This window comes from Sphingobium sp. TomTYG46 (assembly GCF_055396345.1).
Window position 1 is genome coordinate 1,185,335 of record NZ_AP027324.1, and the last position, 15,849, is coordinate 1,201,183.

The window sequence follows — 15,849 nt, forward strand, 5'->3', positions numbered from 1 at the left end:
CCGGGTCGCTCAGTCGGCGCATGATCGGCATCGCGGCGCTGTGGATCAGCATCCTGTTGCTGGGTGGCGGATTGGCACTCGACCGCGTGCTGTCACAGGCGATCACACGCAATTTCGACGATGGGCTGAACTATGTGCTGACGGCGATGATTGCTTCGGCCGAGATCGGGCCGGATGGCGAAGTGCTGTTCAACCGTCCGCTTGCCGATCAGCGCTTTTTGGAACCCAATAGCGGCCTTTATTACCAGATCAGCGCCAAGGGACATGAGGATTGGCGATCGCGATCACTATGGGACCGGGCACTGAGGGTGCTGCCCGAGCATGATGATCGCAGCTTCCACGCCTATGACAGCAAGCAGTTTCCGGGCGAAGACCTGCGGATCATGGAGCGAACCATCGTTCTGCCCGGATCCGATACGCGCTGGATGTTCATGGTAGCGGCCGCCCGTGCCGGGCTGGACGACCAGATCACCACATTGCGATCCACGCTGACCCAGAGTTTTGCCCTTCTTGCGCTCGGTCTCATCGTCCTTACGACGCTTCAGACCCTCTACGGGCTGCGGCCGCTGCGCCGGGTGCGCAAGGAAATCGTCAGGATGCGGGCGGGCGAAAAGAGCCGCGTCACCGAACCGATGCCGTCCGAAGTGCTACCCATGGTCGAGGAACTGAACGCCCTTCTCGCTCATAATGAGCGCCAGGCGGAGGAGGCCCGAACCCATGCGGGCAATCTTGCCCACGCGCTGAAAACGCCGTTGACCGTCATCATGAACGCCGCGACCGCACAATCGGCGGACCTTGGGGAAACCGTCATTCGAGAAGCGACGACGATGCGCAGGCAGGTCGATCACCATCTGGCGCGCGCCCGCGCGGTTGGGCGGCGTGGCGCGGCGCAGAGCCGGGCGGAAGTATGGACAAGCCTGCAAGCGGTCGAGCGCGCCGTCCAACGCCTCTATCCCGAAGCGCGGATCGACATGGATGGCGACAAGGAGGTTGCCGTCAGGGTGGAGCGTCAGGACCTGGACGAGATGCTGGGCAACCTTATCGAAAATGCGGCGAAATATGGTGGCGGCAGCGTGTTCGCCACAGTTGGCCGCGCCGGAACCATGGTCGAGATATTAGTCGAAGACGACGGCCTGGGTATCCCGCAGGAGGAACGGACCCGCATTTTCGACCGTGGCGTCCGACTGGATTCCGGAAAACCGGGCACTGGCCTTGGCCTGGCCATCGTACGCGACGTGGCGGAAATCTACGGCGGATCGGTAGCGATGGAGGAAAGTGAAGATCTGGGCGGGCTGATGGTACGGCTGCGACTGCCCGCCGCCTGATGAGGCGGGCGGTTTATCTTGTCGCGGGATTTATGTCGCTGGGCCTTGGCGCGTTGGGCATTGTTCTTCCCCTGCTCCCGACCGTGCCGTTCATGATATTGGCGGCATTCTGCTTCGCCCGGTCAAACCCGGCACTGGAAGCCAGGCTGCTCGATCATCGGCATTTCGGTCCGCATATCCGACGCTGGCGCGACAAGGGCGCGATCAGCCGCCCGGGAAAGCAGGCGGCGCTTGCGGCTTTCATGTTCAGCGCAGTGCTGGCGCTGTTCCTGGCGCCTTTCCCCTGGTTCCTGATTCCGGTGGCGGCCGCACTGATTGGCGGAACATGGATATGGTCCCGACCGGAGGGCGGCGCTTAACCCTCGGTCAGTTCATCGCCAGGATCATGTTGCGGACCTGCGGGAAAACTTCCTTCTCCCACTTGCTACCGGAAAACACGCCATAATGACCGGCGCCGATTTGCAGGTGATGCCGCTTCAGGTGAGGTCGCAATCCCGTGCAAAGCGCGTGCGCCGCCGCCGTTTGCCCGACCGCGCAGATATCGTCCTTTTCCCCTTCGACCGTCAGCAGGGCGGTCTTGCGAATAGCGCCGGGATTGACGAGCCGCCCACGATGCTTGAGTTCGCCTTTCGCGAGCAGGGTGCGCTGAAACACGCGCTCTACCGTCTCCAGGTAAAATTCGGCGGTCATGTCCAGAACCGAGAAATATTCCTGATAGAAATCCTTGATCTTCTCTGCCTCTTCTTCCTTCCCATCCGCCAGCAACTGATAAAGCTCACGATGTTGGGCACCGTGGCGTTCCAGGTTCATCGACAGGAAGGCGGACAGTTGCAAGAAGCCCGGATAGACCCGCCGCCCGGCACCGCGATAACGCATCGGGACGGAAGTGATGAGTTGCCGTTCGAACCACTCGATCGGCCGCTCGTTGGACAGTTCGTTCACGACAGTGGGCGCTGCACGCGGGTCGATTGGTCCGCCCATCAGCGTCATGGATCGTGGTGTCGCTGCATCGCCATCTTCGGCCATCAACGCGACGGCGGCAAAGGCCGGTACGCAAGGCTGGCAAACGGAAAGCATATGTGCGCCCGGGCCAAGCTCCTGCATGAAGGTGATGACATAATCGACATAGTCGTCAAAGCCGAAGCACCCTGCCGACAAGGGAACATCGCGCGCATTCTTCCAATCGGTTATGTAGACGTCATGGTCACGCAGCAGGGTCCGCACGGTGCTGCGCAGCAGGGTGGAGAAATGCCCTGACATCGGCGCCACGAGCAGCACCCGCGGCTGCTCCGTTTCCACCTCATCCTTCGCGAAGTGCAGCAGGTTGCCGAAGGGCAGGTCCAGCAGCACTTCTTCCCGCACCGCAACAAGAGCGTTACCGCTGCGGACTTCGTTGACGCCATAGGCGGGGCGCTTGTGCGTGAGTCGGGCACCCTGGAATACATCCATCAGCGCAAACATGCGGCGGGGCATCGGCCAATCGGCCACCGGCCCCATCTTATCGCGCAGATTCAAGGCCAGTTCCGCGCCGAAACGCGCCGGAGCCAGCATGTCTTCCAGAGCCTGATAGCCACTATACAGCATCGTCATAATATGAACGGCGCCCCAAAATGTTCCCCCGGCCGATTCGGCCGCCACCGTTCGTTATACTGATTTTTGCGTATTGCGCTGCATCATGTTTGATGGAAAACTATAAACATCGGGAGGATCGTCATGGCCGTTGCGGAATTGACCATATCGAGCAAGATTTATTCCTCTTGGTCGCTGCGGGGCTGGCTGCTCTGCCGCCTTGCCGGACTACGCGTCACCGAGAAGATGGTGGCGTTGGAAAATCTGGAAAACCGCGCTGAACTCTTGCTGCTGACACCTTCCGTGCTGGTGCCGCGCCTCACCCATGAAGGCGCGAGCGTTTGGGACACGCTGGCGATCGCAGAATATCTGCATGAACTATATCCCAACGTGGGCATGTACCCCAAGGATCGCATCGCACGCGCCCATTGCCGGTCGATATCGGGTGAAATCCATTCCGGCTTCGCCAACCTGCGATCGGCCCTGCCGATGAACCTGAAAGTCCGACACAAGAAATTCCCGATCTTTTCAGGCGCCAAGCCGGATATTGAGCGGGTCGAGGCGATCTGGACCGAATGCCTGGGCTCCTACGGCGGCCCTTGGCTGTTTGGCGACAGCCCCACCGTGGCGGACGCCATGTTTGCGCCCGTCGTGCAACGGTTCCTGACCTATGCCGTGGCGTTGCAAGGCCCCGCAGCCGCCTATTGCGAGACGGTCAACAACTGGGAGCTGATGCGCGAGTGGATCGACGATGCCCGGAAAGAGCCTGATGAGGTCGAGGAACTGGACGTCGAATTCTAAATTCCGGCCCAGCCCATCAGCCCGTCAGCCGCTTAACTTCGCCAGCCAATCGCCGATCATCGCACGGCCTGCCGCGACCGCACCCGGACCATGTTCATCATGATCGCGCCGCAGGGCCACGCCGCACTGTCTTGCGATGTCCAGATCGGCCCAGAAATGCGTCAACCAATCCTCGAAGCGCGGGTCCTCGCCCATCTCGGCATGGAATTGCAGCGCCAGCAGATTGCGGCCCCGGCGGAATGCCTGATGCGCGTACGCATCGGTTGAGGCCAGCAGTTCGACGCCGCGCGGCAGCTCGAACGTATCACTATGCCAGTGCAGCACGGGCACGTCCTGAATATGCCGCAAAGGCGAATCCGCGCCCGATCCGTTCAGCGTGACAGGTGCGAAGCCGAGTTCCATCGCCTCACCCGGATAGACGCGCGCGCCCAGCGCAGCCGCAATCATCTGGCTGCCCAGGCAGACGCCAAGCGTTGGCAGGTCCTGCTCCAGCCGTGCGGCGAGCTTGTCGATCTGCACCGGAATCCAGGGATGAATATCATGTTCGTAAACGCCCATAGGGCCGCCCATCATGATCAGCAGATCAGGCGTACACAAATCCACATGAGCGAATTCGGGGCTGGCGACATCGATCCGCTCGATCTCATAGCCAGCCGCCTCGATCGGCTGGAGAAAACCGGCCGCTCCCTCTCGCGGCACATGACGGACGATCAGTGCTTTTTTCATTGCTGATGAGATGCCTAATCGATCGAACGCGCGCCCGCTACCCCAGCCTTTCTTGAGGAGGCGATAACACTCCTATCGGCTATCCGCAGTCTTGCCGCGCCAGATCCGCCACAGGGCCGTGAAGCCGATAGCGCTCCAGACGATGTTGAGCACCATCGAAGGGATGGCGCCATGCCACCAGGTGTTAAGCACGAAGAATGCTGCGCCGAGCGCGTTCATCCACTGAAAAACCGCTGAACTACCCGACAGTCGCCCAGCCGAAACGAGGATATATGCGCCCAGAACCAGAAGCGCGCCGAGCCAGCCGACGAGTTCGATGAAAATTGTCATGCTGACCCATTATCAGCGACTTGGGCAAGGCGTGAACAATTTTCACGCAGTGCGGGAAGGGACGCAGGGATGACCAAAAAAGGCCCCCTCCTTTCGGAGAGAGCCTTCTTCTGTAGCAATTATCCCGGCTGATCAGGCAGCCAGCTTACGCAGAACGTACTGGAGGATGCCGCCGTTCATGAAATATTCCAGCTCGTTGACGGTATCGATCCGGCACAGTGCGGTGAAGGTGAAAGTCGAGCCATCGGCGCGCTTGACGATCACGTCCACATCCTGACGCGGCTTCAGGCCAGCGACATTCTGGATGGTGAAGGTTTCATCGCCGGTGAAGCCGAACGTGTCCTTGCTCTCGCCATTCTTGAACTGGAGCGGCAGCACGCCCATGCCGACCAGGTTCGAACGGTGGATACGCTCGAAGCTTTCGACGATCACGGCGCGGACGCCAAGCAGGTTGGTGCCCTTCGCCGCCCAGTCGCGCGACGATCCGGTGCCATATTCCTTGCCACCGATGACAACCAGCGAAGTGCCGTCGGCCTTATGCTTCATCGCCGCGTCGTAGATCGGCATGACTTCGCCTTCATAACGGGTCATGCCGCCTTCAACGCCGTCCAGCATCAGATTCTTGATGCGAATGTTGGCGAAGGTGCCGCGCATCATCACTTCGTGATGGCCGCGACGCGCGCCGTAGCTGTTGTAATCAGCCTGCGCGACCTGATGCTCGCTCAGCCACTTGCCAGCGGGCGAGGTCGCCTTGATCGAACCGGCCGGGGAAATGTGGTCGGTGGTGATCGAGTCGCCAAAGATCGCCAGCGGCTTGGCCTCGACGATGTCGGTGACCGGCGCCGGGGTCATGCTCAGCCCTTCGAAATAGGGCGGATTGGCGACATAGGTCGAACCGGGCTGCCAGCTGTACGTGGCCGAACCCGTCACGTCGATCGCCTGCCAGTGCGCATCGCCCTTGTAGACGTCGGCATAGCGCGCCTGGAACATCGGACGATCCATGCAACCCGCCATGGTGGTGGCGACTTCGTCGTTGGTCGGCCAGATGTCCTTCAGGAACACGTCCTGACCGTCTTTGCCCTGACCGATCGGGGTCGTGATGAAGTCCTCGATCACCGTGCCCTTGAGCGCATAGGCCACAACCAGCGGCGGCGAGGCGAGGAAGTTGGCACGAACGTCCGGCGACACGCGGCCTTCGAAGTTGCGGTTGCCCGAGATCACCGCAGCGGCAACCAGGCCGTTTTCGTTGATCGCCTTGCTGATCGGCTCAGCGAGCGGGCCGGAGTTACCGATACAGGTGGTGCAGCCATAGCCGACCAGGTTGAAGCCGACGGCGTCGAGGTGCGACTGGAGGCCGGCCTTTTCAAGGTAATCGGTAACGACCTGCGAACCGGGGGCGAGCGAGGTCTTGACCCAGGGCTTGGGCTTCAGGCCCAACTCGTTCGCCTTCTTGGCGACAAGGCCGGCGGCGACCAGAACGCCGGGGTTCGACGTGTTGGTGCAGCTGGTGATCGCGGCGATGGTGACGTCGCCGTCGCCAATGTCGAAATCCTTGCCCTCGACCGGAACGCGCTGCTGCGCCTTCTTGTAGACGTTCGCCATGTCGGCGTTGAACACGTCATCGACTTCGGGCAGCGAGACGCGGTCCTGCGGACGCTTCGGCCCTGCAAGGCTGGGGACGACGGTGCCGAGGTCCAGTTCCAGCGTGTCGGTGAAGACCGGCTCGACGGCGGGGTCGATCCAGAAGCCCTGCTCCTTGGCATAGGCTTCGACCAGCGCGATATTCTCTTCGGTGCGGCCGGTCAGACGCATATAATCCAGCGTCTTGTCGTCGATGCCGAAGAAGCCGCAGGTCGCGCCATATTCCGGCGCCATGTTGGCGAGGGTCGCGCGATCGGCGAGGCTCAGCGAAGCAAGGCCGGGGCCGAAATATTCAACGAAGCGGCCGACCACGCCCTTGGCGCGCAGCATGGCGGTGCAGGTCAGCACCAGGTCAGTGGCGGTCACGCCTTCCTTCAGCGTGCCGGTCAGCTTGAAACCGACGACTTCGGGGATGAGCATGGAGACCGGCTGGCCCAGCATTGCAGCCTCAGCCTCGATGCCGCCCACGCCCCAGCCCAGAACGCCCAGACCGTTGATCATGGTGGTGTGGCTGTCGGTGCCGACGCAGGTGTCGGGATAGGCGACGGTCGCGCCGCTTTCATCCTGCGACGACCAGACGGCCTGCGCGATATTTTCCAGGTTCACCTGATGGCAGATGCCGGTGCCCGGCGGCACGGCGTAGAAGTTGGCGAGGCTCTTGCTGCCCCACTTCAGGAAGTCATAGCGCTCCAGATTGCGCTGATATTCGATCTCCACATTCTTCTCGAACGCCTTGGGCGTGCCGAATTCGTCGACCATGACCGAGTGGTCGATGACAAGGTGGACGGGAACCTGCGGGTTGATCTTGCTGGCGTCGGCGCCCAGTGCGGTCATCGCGTCGCGCATCGCCGCGAGGTCGACGACGCAGGGAACCCCGGTGAAGTCCTGCATCAGCACGCGCGCGGGGCGATACTGGATCTCACGCTCGGCCTTGCCCTTGTCATTCTGCCACGCGACAATCGCCTTGATGTCATCGGTGGTGACGGTCACCCCATCTTCGAAACGGAGCAGGTTTTCCAGCAGCACCTTCATCGAGAAAGGCAGGCGCGAAACGTCGCCGAGCTTTGCAGCAGCCTTCTTCAGTGAATAATAGGCAATGTCCTTGCCGCCGACCTTCAAAGTGTCGCGCGTGCCGAGAGTGTCCTGTCCGATGGCGGTCATGAGTCGTGCGTCTCCTCGCAATGCCCGGCCAAGGGGCTAGGAGGATAACGACATTCCGCCATGGACCTGCCCCGTACATCGAATGATGACCGACAAGATGGCGGGATGCGCCCCAACCGATGGCCGAAGCGGGTATGTCCCTTGATGGCCGCCGCCATAGCGACTGCCGTCGCCAAGTCAATGCGAAGGCGCGAAATGGGACGTTCTGCAAATCTTTATTGTAGACGGCGTCCGTGCACGCGGGATACATTGAGGTGTAATCGCGTTCTGGCAGACGGAGCGGGTTACCAGGAAATAAAGCGGGTCGCGCGCTCTGACTTAAGTCGTTGTATCGCAGTGTTTTGAAATATCGATGATATTCTTCGCTGGATGACCGATAAAAATATGTCTGAGGAGGAAGAGACGATGCGCCCAGTTTCCAACCTCGTGACCGGCAAGTCATTTGACCCGGCCCTAAGGGGATACATCATCCATTATCATGTCGGGGAAGCCAACCACTGCCCCAGCTGTGGCCGAAGCCAATGGATGGTCGGCCGTCTGATGGCAGAATGCGCCTATTGCGAGACCGCACTCCCGCTTGAAAATAACCGTGGCGTTGGTGCTTGCGCACGTTTCGTACAGACTCACACGACTGTCCCGCCCGGCGATCCCCTGACGGCTTGAATCGTGATCGCTGCCAACGAATTCATTCAAATGGCAGCGACGCCCTCCACCTCCACGATTTCATCGCCTGCATAATAGCCCTGCACGCGAACGCGCTTTTCCACATGGTCTACAGGAACGCGCAGCAAAATTAGGCGGAAAGTCCCACCCAGATCGCGCTGGAGCAGAAAACCGGCCTCGTCTCGCGTCAGCCTACCGGTTTCGTCAACTCCAGCGCCAATCTCGATCATGCACTCAATCTATGGCGTTCTTGATCCCTTTTCCAGCCAGCAGGCCCAGAACCAGGAAAACCACGAACAGCGCGATCGCCAGGAAGAAGAGAATCTTTGCAATGCCGACAAAGGTGCCAGCCGCGCCGCCAAAGCCGAGAATGGCCAGCACCGCAGCGATCACCAGCGAAATGATGGCAAGACGGATCATGATGTAATCCTTCGCTATAAATAGATATTGCCCGAACCGATGACGGCGCCAGCCGGTTCCACAACCGTCAGGGCTGCGATCTATACCCCCGCTTCAGAAACGTGCGGTCAGAACCAGAAACGAACGCCCAACACGAAACTGGCGACAGATGCGCCATCCCCGTTAGCCCTTGTCATGCGGGCCGTTTGGCCCAGCTTATGCTCCCAGTTCACGCCCACATAAGGCGCAAACTCGCGGGCGAGTTCATAACGCAGCCGCAGCCCCAATTCGACGTCCGACAATCCCGATCCTATGCCAAGCTCCGGAACGTCCTGGGCGGCGAAGTTCACTTCCGCCGCCGGTTGCAGGATCAGCCGCTGTGTGATGCGCTGGTCATAGCTTGCCTCCAGCCGCAAATGTCCGTCGCCCTTGTTCGACAGGAACGCCTGACCGCTCACCTCAAACCAGTAGGGAGCAAGCCCATCAATCCCGGCCACGACATAGGTGCGGTCGGGATCGGGGCCGAAGTCCTGCCTCACGCCTGCCTCCAGATTGAACCAGGGATCGATCGCCCGGCTGTAGAGCGCCTGCACCTCCGCATGCTCAAGCCTGCCGCTCGCCTTGCCCTCGCCTTCCGATTTGAAAGCCAGACGGTGGATGTCACCGCCGATCCAGCCCTCGCCTTCCCAATTATAGGTGTCGCCACCCTTGCCAGCGCGATATTCCAGCCGGTCCAGCATCAGCTTGGAAAAGCGCATGCCGCCGCTTTCCTCGAGCATGGCGGCGCGGGCTCGCGCCATTTCGTCCGTGCTGTAGAAGGCATCGGCGGCATGGCCGCTGGGCGGTGCTGGCGGCGTTCCTTGAGGAATATCCTGGTCGGCAGCAGGCTCGGCATGGCTTGCTTCAGCGTCGGCAGCGGAATGAGATGAATGATCCTCCTGCGGCACCTGCTCCATGGCGTCGTGGCGCATGTGGCTGTGATCCATCTGCTGCGCCTGAGCAGAGAGCGTGGGAGAAAGCAGCACCAGCGCCGCGAGGGCGAACCTCATGCCGCCGCATCCTCATGACGCACCGTCACGACGCGCATCATACCCGCATGCATGTGCATCAGCATGTGACAGTGAAATGCCCAGTCGCCCAAGGCATCGGCGGTCAGGTCGAAACTCACCTTGCCGCCGGGAAGGACGTTCACCGTATGCTTGAGCGGGTTATGTTCGTCCGCCCCCGTCACGAGTTCAAAGAAATGTCCATGCAGATGGATGGGATGAGGCATCATCGTGTCGTTGATAAGGTTCACGCGCACCCGCTCCATGTGGCGGAACGGGATGGGCGCGGCCCCGTCGGATAGCTTCACCCCGTCGAAGGACCACATATAGCGTTCCATGTTCGCGGTGAGATGGATGTCCAGTGTTCGCGATGGCGTCCGCCGGTCCTTGTGCGGATGCAATGATTTGAGGTCGGCATAGGTCAGCACCCGGTGTGGCACATTTTCCAGCCCCGTCGGCCGATCAGCCGTTCGGTCCACAGGCATGGGAGAAAGGGTGGCGACGCCCGGCCCCATGCTGACCTGCGGCGCAACGAACTTGTCCCGCATCTTCATGGAATGCCCGGTCATGCCTTCATTGGCTGGCTGGCTGAGGTCGATGACGCCGCCTTGCCCCATGTCCATGCCGGACATGTCCATTCCCATATCCTTCATGCCCAACAGAGGACGCTCACGCAGCGCTGGCACCTCCGCAGCCATGCCCATGCGCGGCGCCAGTGTAGCGCGGACCAGGCCCGACCGGTCGATAGCCTCTGCGATCAGGCCATGGGGCCTGGCCTCGGCGGGCTGAACCACGACATCATAGGTTTCCGCGATGCCGATCTGGAACTCATCCGTTTCGACCGGCTGCACATGCTGGCCGTCGCATTGCACCACGGTCATCGCCAATCCCGGCAGCCGGACATTGAAGTTGGTCATGGCCGATGCATTGATGATCCGCAGGCGCACCCGCTCGCCCGGCGTGAAAAGGCCGGTCCAGTTTTCCGCTGTGCCATGCCCATTGACGAGGAAGCTGTATGTCGATCCGGTCACGTCCGATATATCGGTCGGGTCCATCCGCATCGCGCCCCATTGCAGGCGCTCTTTTGCGGTCTGATCCTTACCCGCCAACAACCCGGCCAGCGTCTGCCTCTGCATGTTGAAATAGCCGCCCATCTGCTTCAATCGCTTCAGCAGCACATGCGGGTGCACCGGGCTCCAGTCCGACAGGACGATCACATACTCGCGATCCGCCTGCACCGGGTCGGCGCCAACTGGATCGATGACGATCGGGCCGTAATGGCCAATCGCCTCCTGCATGCCCGAATGGCTATGATACCAGTAGGTGCCTGATTGCCGCACCGGAAATTCGTAGGTGAAAGTCTCGCCCGGCCGGATGCCGGGGAAGCTTACGCCCGGCACGCCGTCCATCTGGAAAGGCACGATCAGCCCATGCCAGTGGATCGACGTATCTTCCTTCAACTTGTTAGTGACGGAAAGCCGGACATTCTGCCCTTCCCTCAAGCGGATGAGCGGCGCGGGCAGCGTGCCATTCACCATGACCGCATGCGCCGAGCGTCCGCCCGTGGAAAAATGCCCTTCGCCGATGGTCAGCGCGATAGCTTCGCCGCTTAACACTTCGGAAGTGCGCGTCAGTCCCGGAGTGCCACTTCGCGCCCAGGCAGGAAATAGCGGGCTCAGCGCCAGAACGCTGCCTAAACCCCGGATCACGCCGCGACGGTCAAGGCCGCTCATGATCCCAGCCCCCTTTCCTGAAAGATATGCTGCACCTTCCAACGCCTCATGCAAAAAATTTATGCCCATCCTTGCGAGGTCAGGGAAGCCGCCCATATCCCATGACCCAAATATTACCGGAGTTGAGCACCATGCGCCCCACCCTGTTCGCCGCCGCCCTTATGTTGGCCGCCATGCCCTCCCTGGCAAGCGCACAGCCGAAATTGCTGTCCTCCACCCCCACGCCCAACGCTACCGTCAGCAAGCCCGCAAAGCTCAGCCTGACCTTCTCCGAAAAGCTGCTTCCGGCCTCGAGCGGCGTCGATCTGGTCATGACAGGGATGCCGGGAATGGCCAGCCATGCGCCGATGCCCCTCAAAGGCTTCAAGACATCGATCGAAGGCGATGGCAGGACCATGACGGTCACCCTCCCCCGCGCCCTGCCGGTGGGCAGCTATGACCTCAACTGGCATGCGGCAGGCGCTGACCAGAACAAGATTGCAGGGAAATACAGCTTTACGGTCAAATAGTCCGCGCTACCGCCCGCAATCTAGACCCAACCTTCCAGCACCTGATTGGGCGGGCGGTGTCCGTCGGCCCAGCTGCGGATGTTGGCGATGACGCGGGCGCCCGTGGCGTCCCGTCCCTCGAAAGTCGCCGATCCCATGTGCGGCAGCAACACCACGTTGGACAGCGCGAGCAGGCGCGGGTCGACGGCTGGCTCATGCGCATAGACGTCCAGCCCGGCTCCTGCGATCCGCCCCTCCGCCAGCGCCGCGATCAGCGCAGGCTCGTCGGTGATTTCGGCGCGCGAGGTGTTGATGAGATAGGCGTCCGCCCGCATCAGCGCGATGCGCCGCGCGTCGATCAATGCCCTGCTGTCGGCATTGAGCGGACAGTTGATCGACACGATGTCGCATTCGCTCAACAGCATATCGACGTCTGCGTGCCACGTGGCATGCAACTCTTGCTCAACCTCAAAGGGCAGGCGATGACGGTTATGATAGGCGATCGACAGGCCGAAGGCCGCCGCGCGCCGTGCGACCGCCCGGCCGATCCGGCCCATGCCGATAATGCCCAGCTTCTTGCCGCCGATGCGATGGCCCAGCATGCCGGATGGGCTCCAGCCGGACCAGGCGCCTGATCGCACCAGCTTCTCACCCTCGGCAAGCCTCCGGGGTACGGACAGGATCAGCGCCATCGTCATATCGGCGGTGTCTTCAGTCAGCACGCCGGGCGTATTGGTGACGATGATGCCCTTCCGCCGTGCCGCGCTGAGGTCGATATGATCGACCCCGCTGCCGAAGCTGGCGATCAGTTGGAGGCGTTCGGGCGCAAGATCGATGAGGGCCGCATCGATCTGATCCGTGACCGAAGGCACGAGCACGTCGCATTGCGCCATCGCCCGGGTCAACGCCGTGCGGTCCATGGGTACATCGCCCACATTGAACACCGTGTCGAACAGTTCGGCCATCCGTGCCTCGACATTGGGAGGCAGGCGGCGCGTCACGACGACGCGCGGCTTGGCGGGACGCGGTTTCTTGGCCATGATCAGCCGCTATTCCTGGCGATGGCGGTGGTCAAGCGCTTATGGCACTGCCCCAAGACAATGGTTGTCGGGCGCATCGGCCCGACGCTATAACGGGCTGTTACTTCAAGGGGAAAAGATCGGGGATGAAGAGGTATCTGCCTCAAGCGGGGATCGCCGCCGCCGCACTGTGGTTCGCCAGCGGCACATCAGCAGCGCCATCCAAACCCGTCCCCTACTGGGCCTCGCTCAGCCAGGACGAAGCGCGCATGCGCGTCGGACCCAGCCTGGATTATCCATCGAGCTGGGTCTACCGCCGCCGCGACTTGCCCGTAAAGGTGGTGCAGGTCCTGGGCCTGTGGCGCAAGATTGAGGATCCGGGCGGCACGCAGGGCTGGATGCACGTCCGGCTGCTGAGCGACACGCCGACCGCGATCGTCACCGCATCGGTCGCGCCCATGCGGGATTCCGCGCGCGAAGGTGCACGCACCGTTTTCCGCGCGGAAAAGGGCGTGGTCGGTCGGTTGTCCTCCTGCAATGATGGCTGGTGCGGTTTCGACGTCGGCGGTCAGCGCGGCTTCATTCGCGCCACCGACATTTGGGGCGCGACCTCCTGACGGTTTAGGCTGGTTCGTCGCTTGCACGATCGACTATGGCGAAGCTATCCCGCCGCGCCTCAGCCGCCGCGCCCTCTTGGCCGCCTAGCTGATCGGCATGCATCAACCGCTTCACCAGCGGCGCGATGACCATCACGAAGACGCCGATACCGATCGACCACCAGCCGATCACACCATAGACGCTCAGCACGCCGTCCCGCGATGCCGCGCCCTCCGTGCCGCCGGTGGCAGCCGCGATCATCCCGGCGACATATTCGCCAAGCGCCATCGCGAGGAACCATATCCCCATCATCAGGCCGATCATCCGCGACGGGGCCAGCTTCGACATGGCCGACAGACCGACCGGAGACAGGCACAACTCCCCTAGCGTGTGGCAGAGATAGAGAAGGAAGATGAACAAGATCGGCGTCAGCGTCCCCGGCGCCCCAGCCCCCGCCACTAATATCAGAAACCCTGCGCCTACCAATATGAGCGCCAGACCGAACTTGGCAGGCGTCGATGGCTCCCGCCCTTTCTTCGCCAGCGCGATCCACAAGGCGGCCATAACAGGTCCGAAGATCAGGATATAGGCCGCATTGACCGACTGGAACATCGAAGCGGGCACTTCGAAGCCAAGGATATTCCTGTCCGTGTATCGGTGGGTGAAGAGGCTGAGCGAAGAACCCGTCTGCTCATACAGGCCCCAGAATAGCGGGTTGATCACCAGCAGGAACAGCGCCGCCAGCATGCGGTCTCGCCCGATCCGCTCCATCCGGCCGAACGCTTCCCACAATATGTAGATCACCATCAGGACACTGGCGCCCGCCAGCATCCACCCAACGACCGCATGCTGCTGGATCAGCAGCCAGCAAAGCAGAATGGACAGGAGGCTGGACAGATAGACCAGCCATTCCCGGCTGATGACGCCGCCAACTCGCTCCACCAGCCGCGCCGGATCGGGCGGCTCGCCCCTGCCCTGCAACAGCGGTTTGCACAGCACAAAGCCGATGACGCCCGCGATCATCCCGACGGATGCGGCGCCGAAGCCCCAATGCCAGCCCCAGCGCTGGCCCAGATAGCCGCAGATCACCGGCCCGATCGTGGCGCCGACATTGATGCCCATGTAGAAGATCGTATAGGCGGGATCGCGCCGCATATCGTCGCGCGGGTACAACTGACCCACCATTGCCGACACGCTGGCCTTCAGAAATCCGGTGCCGACGATGACCGTCGCAAGGCCCAGCCAGAAGAGGCCGAGCCCCATGCTGTTCGCCGCTCCATCCGCCTCCATACCCAGGATGATGTGCCCGGCGGCGATGACGATGCCGCCAAATAGCACCGCCTTGCGCTGCCCCAGATAACGGTCGGCCAGATAACCGCCCATCAGGGGTGAGATATAGATCAGCGACATGTAGGCACCGTAAGAATGGGCAGCGTCGCGATCCGAAAACAGGAAATGCTGCGTCAGGTAAAAGATCAGCAGAGCACGCATGCCGTAGAAGGAAAAGCGCTCCCACATTTCGACGAAGAAAAGCAGGAACAGCCCGCGCGGGTGGCCAAGCCATGTCCTGCCTGAAGCGGGCGTCATAGGTGATGCGGTCGCCATCCGTTTCCCGTCCGGACCAAGGTGATACGAAGCCTAGATCGGAAATCCCGCCCCTGTCAAAGCAGGCCGCACTTGCGCCCTGCGTGGAGCCGCGCCATTTGGGGCGCCATGTTCAACGACGCAACCACCCCGCTCTCGCTCCTGCGCACCCGCCGTTCCGGCAAACCGCGCGACCTTATCGCGCCTGGCCCCGATGCCGGACAGTTGCGCGAGATATTGGAGATCGCGCTGCGCACGCCCGACCATGGCAAGCTGGCGCCCTGGCGGTTCGTCATCGTTCCGCATGACAAGCGCGAGAGCCTCGCCACCCTGTTGGAAGACGCCTATCGACGCGAGAAGCCGGATGCAGGGCGGCTGGAACTGGAGGCGATGCGCCAGTTCGCTCATCAGGCACCCACGCTCGTCGTTGCACTTACCGACCCTGTCGCCGGGAGCAAGATTCCGGTCTGGGAACAGCAACTGTCCTCGGGCGCGGCGATCATGAACCTGCTGCACGCCAGCCATGCGCTGGGCTTTGCGGCGGGGTGGCTGACCGGATGGCCGGCCTATAACGAAGATGTCCGCAAGGCATTTGCACAGGGCGAGGAACGCCTTGCCGGGTTCATATTCATCGGCACGCCGGGACGGCCGCAGGAAGAACGGCCTCGGCCAGAATATGACAAAATAGTTTCCATTTGGGACAGATAGATAGGCGATTGCGGCGGCGGACACGGCTCATCGCATTGCCTGCATCGCTGTATTATGGC

17 protein-coding genes are annotated in these 15,849 nt (G+C 61.8%); 7 read left to right on the forward strand and 10 right to left on the reverse strand.

The window, feature by feature from the left end:
• Positions 1 to 20 precede the first annotated feature (20 nt).
• Together ACZ5YV_RS06035 and ACZ5YV_RS06040 are read left to right on the forward strand one after the other, a co-directional pair.
• Positions 21 to 1,325: a sensor histidine kinase gene (locus ACZ5YV_RS06035; protein WP_464789163.1), complete on the forward strand. Its 1,305-nt coding sequence runs from the start codon at positions 21 to 23 to the stop codon at positions 1,323 to 1,325.
• Complete coding sequence (locus ACZ5YV_RS06040) at positions 1,325 to 1,684, forward strand: YbaN family protein (protein ID WP_464789001.1); 360 nt, start codon at positions 1,325 to 1,327, stop codon at positions 1,682 to 1,684. The genes ACZ5YV_RS06035 and ACZ5YV_RS06040 overlap by 1 nt, the downstream gene beginning before the upstream one ends.
• Before the next feature lie 7 nt (positions 1,685 to 1,691).
• Here ACZ5YV_RS06040 and ACZ5YV_RS06045 read toward each other — a convergent pair whose 3' ends face one another.
• Positions 1,692 to 2,915, reverse strand: a complete 1,224-nt coding sequence (locus tag ACZ5YV_RS06045) for a polyhydroxyalkanoate depolymerase (RefSeq protein ID WP_464789002.1) — start codon at positions 2,913 to 2,915, stop codon at positions 1,692 to 1,694.
• A 123-nt stretch (positions 2,916 to 3,038) separates the two neighbouring features.
• Between ACZ5YV_RS06045 and ACZ5YV_RS06050 the strand changes: the two genes are divergently transcribed.
• Positions 3,039 to 3,695, forward strand: a complete 657-nt coding sequence (locus ACZ5YV_RS06050; protein ID WP_464789003.1) for a glutathione S-transferase — start codon at positions 3,039 to 3,041, stop codon at positions 3,693 to 3,695.
• A gap of 24 nt (positions 3,696 to 3,719) precedes the next feature.
• Here the strand turns inward: ACZ5YV_RS06050 and ACZ5YV_RS06055 are convergent, their stop codons facing one another.
• The 3 genes from ACZ5YV_RS06055 to acnA all read right to left on the reverse strand — a co-directional run bounded on the left by ACZ5YV_RS06055 (position 3,720) and on the right by acnA (position 7,553).
• On the reverse strand, positions 3,720 to 4,421 hold the full coding sequence (locus ACZ5YV_RS06055) for a glutamine amidotransferase (protein WP_464789004.1): 702 nt from the start codon (positions 4,419 to 4,421) through the stop codon (positions 3,720 to 3,722).
• 72 nt (positions 4,422 to 4,493) lie between these two features.
• Complete coding sequence (locus ACZ5YV_RS06060) at positions 4,494 to 4,751, reverse strand: CBU_0592 family membrane protein (RefSeq protein WP_464789005.1); 258 nt, start codon at positions 4,749 to 4,751, stop codon at positions 4,494 to 4,496.
• Between the two features lie 132 nt (positions 4,752 to 4,883).
• Complete coding sequence (gene acnA / locus ACZ5YV_RS06065) at positions 4,884 to 7,553, reverse strand: aconitate hydratase AcnA (protein WP_464789006.1); 2,670 nt, start codon at positions 7,551 to 7,553, stop codon at positions 4,884 to 4,886.
• A 369-nt stretch (positions 7,554 to 7,922) separates the two neighbouring features.
• On the opposite strand from acnA, the gene ACZ5YV_RS06070 reads away from it, so the two are divergent.
• Positions 7,923 to 8,216 carry a hypothetical protein gene (locus tag ACZ5YV_RS06070; RefSeq protein WP_464789007.1) on the forward strand — a complete coding sequence of 98 codons (294 nt, stop codon included), beginning with the start codon at positions 7,923 to 7,925 and terminating at the stop codon, positions 8,214 to 8,216.
• A 26-nt stretch (positions 8,217 to 8,242) separates the two neighbouring features.
• On the opposite strand, the gene ACZ5YV_RS06075 is transcribed toward ACZ5YV_RS06070, so the two are convergent.
• The 4 genes from ACZ5YV_RS06075 to ACZ5YV_RS06090 all read right to left on the reverse strand — a co-directional run bounded on the left by ACZ5YV_RS06075 (position 8,243) and on the right by ACZ5YV_RS06090 (position 11,394).
• Complete coding sequence (locus ACZ5YV_RS06075; RefSeq protein ID WP_464789008.1) at positions 8,243 to 8,446, reverse strand: DUF5818 domain-containing protein; 204 nt, start codon at positions 8,444 to 8,446, stop codon at positions 8,243 to 8,245.
• Positions 8,447 to 8,450: 4 nt separating this feature from the next.
• Positions 8,451 to 8,636: a DUF1328 domain-containing protein gene (locus ACZ5YV_RS06080; protein ID WP_464789009.1), complete on the reverse strand. Its 186-nt coding sequence runs from the start codon at positions 8,634 to 8,636 to the stop codon at positions 8,451 to 8,453.
• A gap of 107 nt (positions 8,637 to 8,743) precedes the next feature.
• Positions 8,744 to 9,664 carry a copper resistance protein B gene (locus tag ACZ5YV_RS06085; RefSeq protein ID WP_464789010.1) on the reverse strand — a complete coding sequence of 307 codons (921 nt, stop codon included), beginning with the start codon at positions 9,662 to 9,664 and terminating at the stop codon, positions 8,744 to 8,746.
• Positions 9,661 to 11,394, reverse strand: a complete 1,734-nt coding sequence (locus ACZ5YV_RS06090) for a copper resistance system multicopper oxidase (RefSeq protein WP_464789011.1) — start codon at positions 11,392 to 11,394, stop codon at positions 9,661 to 9,663. The genes ACZ5YV_RS06085 and ACZ5YV_RS06090 overlap by 4 nt, the downstream gene beginning before the upstream one ends.
• Before the next feature lie 101 nt (positions 11,395 to 11,495).
• Here ACZ5YV_RS06090 and copC point away from each other — a divergent pair, with 101 nt between their 5' ends.
• Positions 11,496 to 11,903 carry a copper homeostasis periplasmic binding protein CopC gene (gene copC, locus ACZ5YV_RS06095; RefSeq protein ID WP_464789012.1) on the forward strand — a complete coding sequence of 136 codons (408 nt, stop codon included), beginning with the start codon at positions 11,496 to 11,498 and terminating at the stop codon, positions 11,901 to 11,903.
• 20 nt (positions 11,904 to 11,923) lie between these two features.
• Here the strand turns inward: copC and ACZ5YV_RS06100 are convergent, their stop codons facing one another.
• Positions 11,924 to 12,922 (reverse strand): 2-hydroxyacid dehydrogenase, encoded by a 999-nt coding sequence (locus tag ACZ5YV_RS06100; protein ID WP_464789013.1) that lies wholly within the window; start codon positions 12,920 to 12,922, stop codon positions 11,924 to 11,926.
• Between the two features lie 125 nt (positions 12,923 to 13,047).
• On the opposite strand from ACZ5YV_RS06100, the gene ACZ5YV_RS06105 reads away from it, so the two are divergent.
• On the forward strand, positions 13,048 to 13,518 hold the full coding sequence (locus ACZ5YV_RS06105) for an SH3 domain-containing protein (RefSeq protein WP_464789014.1): 471 nt from the start codon (positions 13,048 to 13,050) through the stop codon (positions 13,516 to 13,518).
• 4 nt (positions 13,519 to 13,522) lie between these two features.
• On the opposite strand, the gene ACZ5YV_RS06110 is transcribed toward ACZ5YV_RS06105, so the two are convergent.
• Positions 13,523 to 15,103, reverse strand: coding sequence for a peptide MFS transporter (locus ACZ5YV_RS06110; RefSeq protein ID WP_464789015.1), 1,581 nt, complete (start codon positions 15,101 to 15,103; stop codon positions 13,523 to 13,525).
• 108 nt (positions 15,104 to 15,211) lie between these two features.
• Between ACZ5YV_RS06110 and ACZ5YV_RS06115 the strand changes: the two genes are divergently transcribed.
• Positions 15,212 to 15,790: a nitroreductase family protein gene (locus ACZ5YV_RS06115; protein ID WP_464789016.1), complete on the forward strand. Its 579-nt coding sequence runs from the start codon at positions 15,212 to 15,214 to the stop codon at positions 15,788 to 15,790.
• Positions 15,791 to 15,849: the final 59 nt, after the last annotated feature.

Coding starts and splice junctions, on each gene's coding strand:
- ACZ5YV_RS06075 (WP_464789008.1), bottom strand. CDS start 8,446: ATGATCGAGATTGGCGCTGGAGTTGACGAAACCGGTAGGCTGACGCGA.
- copC (WP_464789012.1), top strand. CDS start 11,496: ATGACCCAAATATTACCGGAGTTGAGCACCATGCGCCCCACCCTGTTC.
- ACZ5YV_RS06060 (WP_464789005.1), bottom strand. CDS start 4,751: ATGACAATTTTCATCGAACTCGTCGGCTGGCTCGGCGCGCTTCTGGTT.
- ACZ5YV_RS06100 (WP_464789013.1), bottom strand. CDS start 12,922: ATGGCCAAGAAACCGCGTCCCGCCAAGCCGCGCGTCGTCGTGACGCGC.
- acnA (WP_464789006.1), bottom strand. CDS start 7,553: ATGACCGCCATCGGACAGGACACTCTCGGCACGCGCGACACTTTGAAG.
- ACZ5YV_RS06080 (WP_464789009.1), bottom strand. CDS start 8,636: ATGATCCGTCTTGCCATCATTTCGCTGGTGATCGCTGCGGTGCTGGCC.
- ACZ5YV_RS06110 (WP_464789015.1), bottom strand. CDS start 15,103: ATGGCGACCGCATCACCTATGACGCCCGCTTCAGGCAGGACATGGCTT.
- ACZ5YV_RS06050 (WP_464789003.1), top strand. CDS start 3,039: ATGGCCGTTGCGGAATTGACCATATCGAGCAAGATTTATTCCTCTTGG.
- ACZ5YV_RS06070 (WP_464789007.1), top strand. CDS start 7,923: ATGACCGATAAAAATATGTCTGAGGAGGAAGAGACGATGCGCCCAGTT.
- ACZ5YV_RS06105 (WP_464789014.1), top strand. CDS start 13,048: ATGAAGAGGTATCTGCCTCAAGCGGGGATCGCCGCCGCCGCACTGTGG.
- ACZ5YV_RS06055 (WP_464789004.1), bottom strand. CDS start 4,421: ATGAAAAAAGCACTGATCGTCCGTCATGTGCCGCGAGAGGGAGCGGCC.
- ACZ5YV_RS06085 (WP_464789010.1), bottom strand. CDS start 9,664: ATGAGGTTCGCCCTCGCGGCGCTGGTGCTGCTTTCTCCCACGCTCTCT.
- ACZ5YV_RS06040 (WP_464789001.1), top strand. CDS start 1,325: ATGAGGCGGGCGGTTTATCTTGTCGCGGGATTTATGTCGCTGGGCCTT.
- ACZ5YV_RS06035 (WP_464789163.1), top strand. CDS start 21: ATGATCGGCATCGCGGCGCTGTGGATCAGCATCCTGTTGCTGGGTGGC.
- ACZ5YV_RS06115 (WP_464789016.1), top strand. CDS start 15,212: ATGTTCAACGACGCAACCACCCCGCTCTCGCTCCTGCGCACCCGCCGT.
- ACZ5YV_RS06045 (WP_464789002.1), bottom strand. CDS start 2,915: ATGACGATGCTGTATAGTGGCTATCAGGCTCTGGAAGACATGCTGGCT.
- ACZ5YV_RS06090 (WP_464789011.1), bottom strand. CDS start 11,394: ATGAGCGGCCTTGACCGTCGCGGCGTGATCCGGGGTTTAGGCAGCGTT.